At 67.2% G+C, this 4,800-nt stretch carries 3 protein-coding genes and 3 pseudogenes; 3 read left to right on the forward strand and 3 right to left on the reverse strand.

Features of this window, described 5'->3' with window-relative positions; translation table 11 throughout:
* From KW83_RS21665 to KW83_RS18900, 3 genes and pseudogenes are all read right to left on the reverse strand, one after another.
* Positions 1 to 436: pseudogene (locus KW83_RS21665) on the reverse strand (transposase); the annotation flags it as partial.
* A 54-nt stretch (positions 437 to 490) separates the two neighbouring features.
* A pseudogene (locus KW83_RS18895) lies at positions 491 to 964 on the reverse strand (IS5 family transposase); the annotation flags it as partial.
* Between the two features lie 115 nt (positions 965 to 1,079).
* Positions 1,080 to 1,280, reverse strand: coding sequence for a heavy-metal-associated domain-containing protein (locus tag KW83_RS18900; RefSeq protein WP_036182229.1), 201 nt, complete (start codon positions 1,278 to 1,280; stop codon positions 1,080 to 1,082).
* A gap of 144 nt (positions 1,281 to 1,424) precedes the next feature.
* Between KW83_RS18900 and KW83_RS18905 the strand changes: the two genes are divergently transcribed.
* The 3 genes and pseudogenes from KW83_RS18905 to KW83_RS20820 form a co-directional block, all read left to right on the forward strand.
* Positions 1,425 to 3,929: a heavy metal translocating P-type ATPase gene (locus KW83_RS18905; protein ID WP_036182232.1), complete on the forward strand. Its 2,505-nt coding sequence runs from the start codon at positions 1,425 to 1,427 to the stop codon at positions 3,927 to 3,929.
* Entirely contained in the window at positions 3,926 to 4,336 is a 411-nt protein-coding gene (gene cueR, locus KW83_RS18910) for a Cu(I)-responsive transcriptional regulator (protein ID WP_036182235.1), read from the forward strand. Before KW83_RS18905 ends, cueR begins: the two co-directional genes overlap by 4 nt.
* A 262-nt stretch (positions 4,337 to 4,598) precedes the next feature.
* A pseudogene (locus KW83_RS20820) lies at positions 4,599 to 4,800 on the forward strand (IS630 family transposase); the annotation flags it as partial.

Here is a 4,800-nt window from a genome sequence, read left to right on the forward strand (position 1 = left end):
GCCCAAGCCTGTCGGATCAGTTTCGTCTGACGTGCATCCTCCTGTGCGCGGTAGCTTAACGGTTCCTTAAGCCATGCATAGAACCCGCTGAAATGCACCCGCAGCACTCGGCACATGGCCCGAACGCCGAACTCTTCGCGATGCGCCCGGATGAACGCGTACTTCATTGGGACGCGCGCGCGAAGTACGCCGTTGCCTTCTTTAGAATGTCGCGCTCCTCGGTCACGCGAGCCAGCTCTCGCTTCAGACGCCGGTTCTCGGCTTCATGATCCACGCCGGGCTTTGAAACCGGTTCCGCGAACAACTTCAGCCACTTGTAAAGAGAATGCGTGCTGACGCCCAAACGCTGCGATACCTCCCGCACCGGATAACCGCGCACCGTGATCTGATGCACCGCATCCTGTTTGAACTCGTCGCTGTAATTGCTTGTCCCCATCTCGGCCTCCTCGCCTCAAAGTTAGGGGGCAAAGCGTCTACAAATCTAGGGGCACCTCAGTTTGAGGCCGCCATGCTTGCGGGCATTCCGTGCTTCGGGCTTGCGCGGCCGCACTGCGGCCACGGTCCCACCGCACCCTTCGCCCTCGACCTTGATGCCGGTGCTATCGATCAGCAGGTGCAAAGGCCCCCTGGAACCGTGGTAGGGGATATTGACGGCCAAGGACTTCTGACGGCGTGACAGCGTGCTGAAGTCGGGCGCCGCCCAGTTCAAACCGATCAGACGCAACAGGCTCTCGACGAACCCGGTCGTCTGGCGCAACGCCATGCCAAACAGAACCTTCATCGTCAGGCATGTCTGGATGGCGGGATCGCTGTAGGTCCGTTGGCGGCCGCGCCTGCCTGTCGGCGCGGCATCCCAGTTCATGGCGGGGTCGAACCAGATCGTCAGCGAGCCTCGGCGCTTGAGCGCTTCATTGTAGGCGGGCCAATTCCTGGTCCTGTAGGTCGGGGGTGTCGATCTGCTCATGCATCCCAGCTACCACGCTGGATTCACGAGATAAATCCCTCACTCGATTTGTGCAACAGAGCCGTAACCGCTCAGCTTCCGCCGACGCGCGCGGCGCATTGCGTGCGCCGGGTCGTCAGGCCGCCGGAGCCGCAGGATAGCCTTCGGTCGCGAGTGCGGCGATCAGGGCCGATTGCGATGCCGCGCTGTCGATCTCGACCGTGCGGGTCTTCAGATCGACGGTGGTGCGCGCGTCCGGATCGACGCTGGCGACGGCGCGCTCAACGGCACCTTTGCAATGGCCGCAACTCATGCTGGGGACGGACAGACGGGTCATGGAACTCTCCTTCACGATTAGGGTGGCGATATGGGGGTTCCTGCCGCTGGAAGGTCAAGGCCGGCGGAAAAATTCGCGGCCAGCTTGACCTTCCAGTTACTGGAAACCCTAGGTAGGCTCGGACAGAATTGAAGGAGACCCCGCATGACCGGCAGGACCATCACGATACGCGTGCAGAACATGTCGTGCGCGTCCTGCGTGGGACGCGCCGAACGCGCGATCCGCGCCGTGCCCGGAGTCGAAGCGGCTGACGTGAACCTTGCGACGGAGACGGCGCATGTCGCGCCCGGCGACGCCGCCTTGGCGGACGTGGCCGCGGCGCTGGACAGCGCCGGCTATCCCGCAGCGCGCCACACCACCACCTTCGATATCGAGGAAATGAGCTGCGCGTCCTGCACCGGCCGCGTCGAACGGGCGCTTGAGGCGGTGCCCGGCGTGCTGGGCGCACGGGTGAACCTTGCAACCGGCACGGCGCAGGTCGACTGGCTCGACGGTGCGACGACGCCGGAGGCTCTGGCGCGCGCCGCGACGGAGGCCGGATACCCGGCGCGCGTGCAGGGCGGTACCGCGCCCGCCGGGGAGCCGGGGACCGCGAAAACGGACGCGCTGGCACGCCAGACGGTGATCGCGGGTTTGCTGACCCTGCCGGTGTTCCTTCTGGAGATGGGCGGCTACCTGATCCCCGGTCTGCGCGACAGCGTCGAGGCGGCGATCGGGCGGCAGAACGTGTGGCTGATCCAGTTCGTGCTGATCACGCTGGTGCTGGCCTGGCCCGGGCGGGGGTTCTTCGCCAAGGGCCTTCCGGCGCTCTTCCGGGCGGCGCCGGACATGAACTCTCTGGTGGCGCTGGGAACGCTGGCCGCCTGGGCCTATTCGACCGTCGCGACCTTCGCCCCGCAGGTTCTGCCGCCGGGGTCCGTCGCGGTCTATTTCGAAGCCGCGGGCGTCATCGCCACCCTGATCCTGCTGGGCCGCTGGCTGGAGGCCCGCGCCAAGGGCCGCACCGGCGCGGCAATCCGGGCGCTGGTCGGACTGCGGCCCAAGACCGCGCGGATCGAACGGGACGGAGCGGCCCATGAAGTGCCGCTGGCCGACGTGGTGCCGGGAGACATCGTGCTGGTGCGACCCGGTGAGCGTATCGCAGTGGACGGAGAGGTGATCGACGGGCGATCCTTCGTGGACGAATCGATGCTGACCGGTGAGCCGCTGCCGGTCGAAAAGACCTCCGGGACCACCGCCACCGGCGGCACGGTCAACGGGACCGGCGCGCTGCGCCTGCGCGCCAGGGCCGTCGGTGAGGATACCGTCCTGGCCGGTATCGTGCGCATGGTCCAGGAGGCGCAGGGCGCCAAGCTGCCGATTCAGGCCCTGGTCGACCGGGTGGTGCGCTGGTTCGTCCCGGCGGTGCTGACGGTTGCGGCCGTGACGGTCGCCGTGTGGCTGATCTTCGGACCGGATCCGGCGATCGGGCTTGCGCTGGTGTCCGGCGTGTCCGTCCTGATCATAGCCTGTCCCTGCGCCATGGGTCTGGCGACGCCCACCAGCGTCATGGTGGGGACCGGCCGGGCCGCCGAAAAGGGCGTTCTCTTCCGCAAGGGCGATGCCCTGCAACGCCTGCAGGAAGTCACGACGGTGGTGTTCGACAAGACGGGCACGCTGACCGAAGGGCGGCCGGAGCTGACCGACCTGATCGCCGCGGACGGTCGGAACGCGGACCGGACGCTGGCGCTTGCCGCCGCGGTCGAAAGCTCGTCCGAGCACCCGATCGCCAGCGCGATCCTGCGCGGCGCTGAGACGCGCGGGCTGGATGTGGCGCAGGTCGATGGGTTCGAGAGTCTCACGGGCCTCGGCGCCCGCGGAACGGTGGACGGCGCAATGGTGCTGGTCGGAGCCGCCCGGCTGATGGCGCGCGACGGCATCGCGACAGATGCGCTCGACCCCGCCGCCGCAGAGATCGCCGAAGCCGGGCGGACGCCGCTCTTCGTGGCCGTCGACGGCGACCTGGCAGCGGTGATCGGCGTCGCGGATCCGGTCAAGCGGGGCGCGTCGCAGGTGATTGCCGACCTCAGGAAAAGGGGTTTGCGGGTCGCCATGGTGTCGGGCGACGCGCGCGGAACGGCAGAGGCGATCGCCCGCGATCTGGGGATCGACGACGTGGTGGCAGAGGTCATGCCCGATGGAAAGGTCGCCGCGATCGACAGTCTGCGCGGCGACGGCAGCATCGCCTTCGTCGGCGACGGGATCAACGACGCCCCTGCGCTGGCAGCGGCGGAGGTGGGCATCGCCATGGGCACGGGCACCGATGTCGCCATCGAGACCGCCGACGTGGTGCTGATGTCCGGCGATCCCCGCGGCGTGGTCAACGCCGTGGAGATCAGCCGCCACACGATGCGCAACATCCGGCAGAACCTGTTCTGGGCCTTTGCCTACAACACGGCGCTGATCCCGGTCGCGGCCGGTGTGCTGTGGCCGGTGACCGGAACGTTGCTGTCGCCGATGCTGGCTGCCGGCGCGATGGCGCTATCGAGTGTCTTCGTGCTGACCAACGCGTTGCGGCTGCGCAAGATCAGGATCGGAGGCGACGGGCAGGACACCGTCGCGCCGGCCACGGCCGCGCCTGCGGGTGCCATGAGGGAGCCAGCCGAATGAACATCGGAGAAGCCGCCGCCCGCTCGGGCCTGCCGCCGAAGACGATTCGCTACTATGAGGAAATCGGCCTTGTGAATCCGGCGCGCGACACGAACGGCTACCGCGCCTTTCGCGAAAGCGACGTGCACAAGCTCAGTTTCCTGGAACGCGCACGGGCGCTGGGGTTCACCATCGGCGATTGCCGCGCGCTTCTGTCTTTGTGGGAGGACGACAGTCGCGCGTCCGCCGATGTGAAGGCCATCGCGCGGGAGCATCTGGCGGAAATCGACGCCAAGATCAGCAGCCTGCGGCAGATGCGAAAGACGCTCGACGACCTGATCGGAAAATGCGCCGGCGACGACCGTCCCGAATGCCCGATCATCGAACGCTTCGCCCATGGCGCCGAGCCGGTGACCGAGACACGCTGAACGCGACCGCCCGCAGAGAGCGCTCTGCCCTCGCGGTGCGCCGACGGCCGCAAGGGCCCGCTGTAGCAGCGGGTCCTTGTGGTTTTGCCATGGGGGGAGGGGTCGCTGAGAGCGGGCCCGCGCAGCCGCTAGAGCGGGATGAAATCAGCCTGAATCGATAGAGGATTCACAGGCCTGCATTTTGGTGATTCACTGTTGCCGACCACAAGATGGAGGGCGAGTAGTGGGTAGAGCACTTTCAATGGACCTTCGAGAGAGGGCAATGGCGCGGCTGTTGGGGGGCGAGAGCGTGCGTCAGGTCGCAGCGGCCCTGGATGTGGCTCCGTCCAGTGTTGTGAAGTGGTCGCAGCGTTTGCGTGCGACCGGGAGTTGCGCTCCGGCAGGGACAGGCGGCCACCCGCCACGCAAGATTGCAGGCGGGCATGAGGCGTGGCTTCTGGAGCGGATAACGGAGCCGTTCACAC

Source organism: Palleronia rufa, assembly GCF_000743715.1.
Classification (GTDB): domain Bacteria; phylum Pseudomonadota; class Alphaproteobacteria; order Rhodobacterales; family Rhodobacteraceae; genus Palleronia; species Palleronia rufa.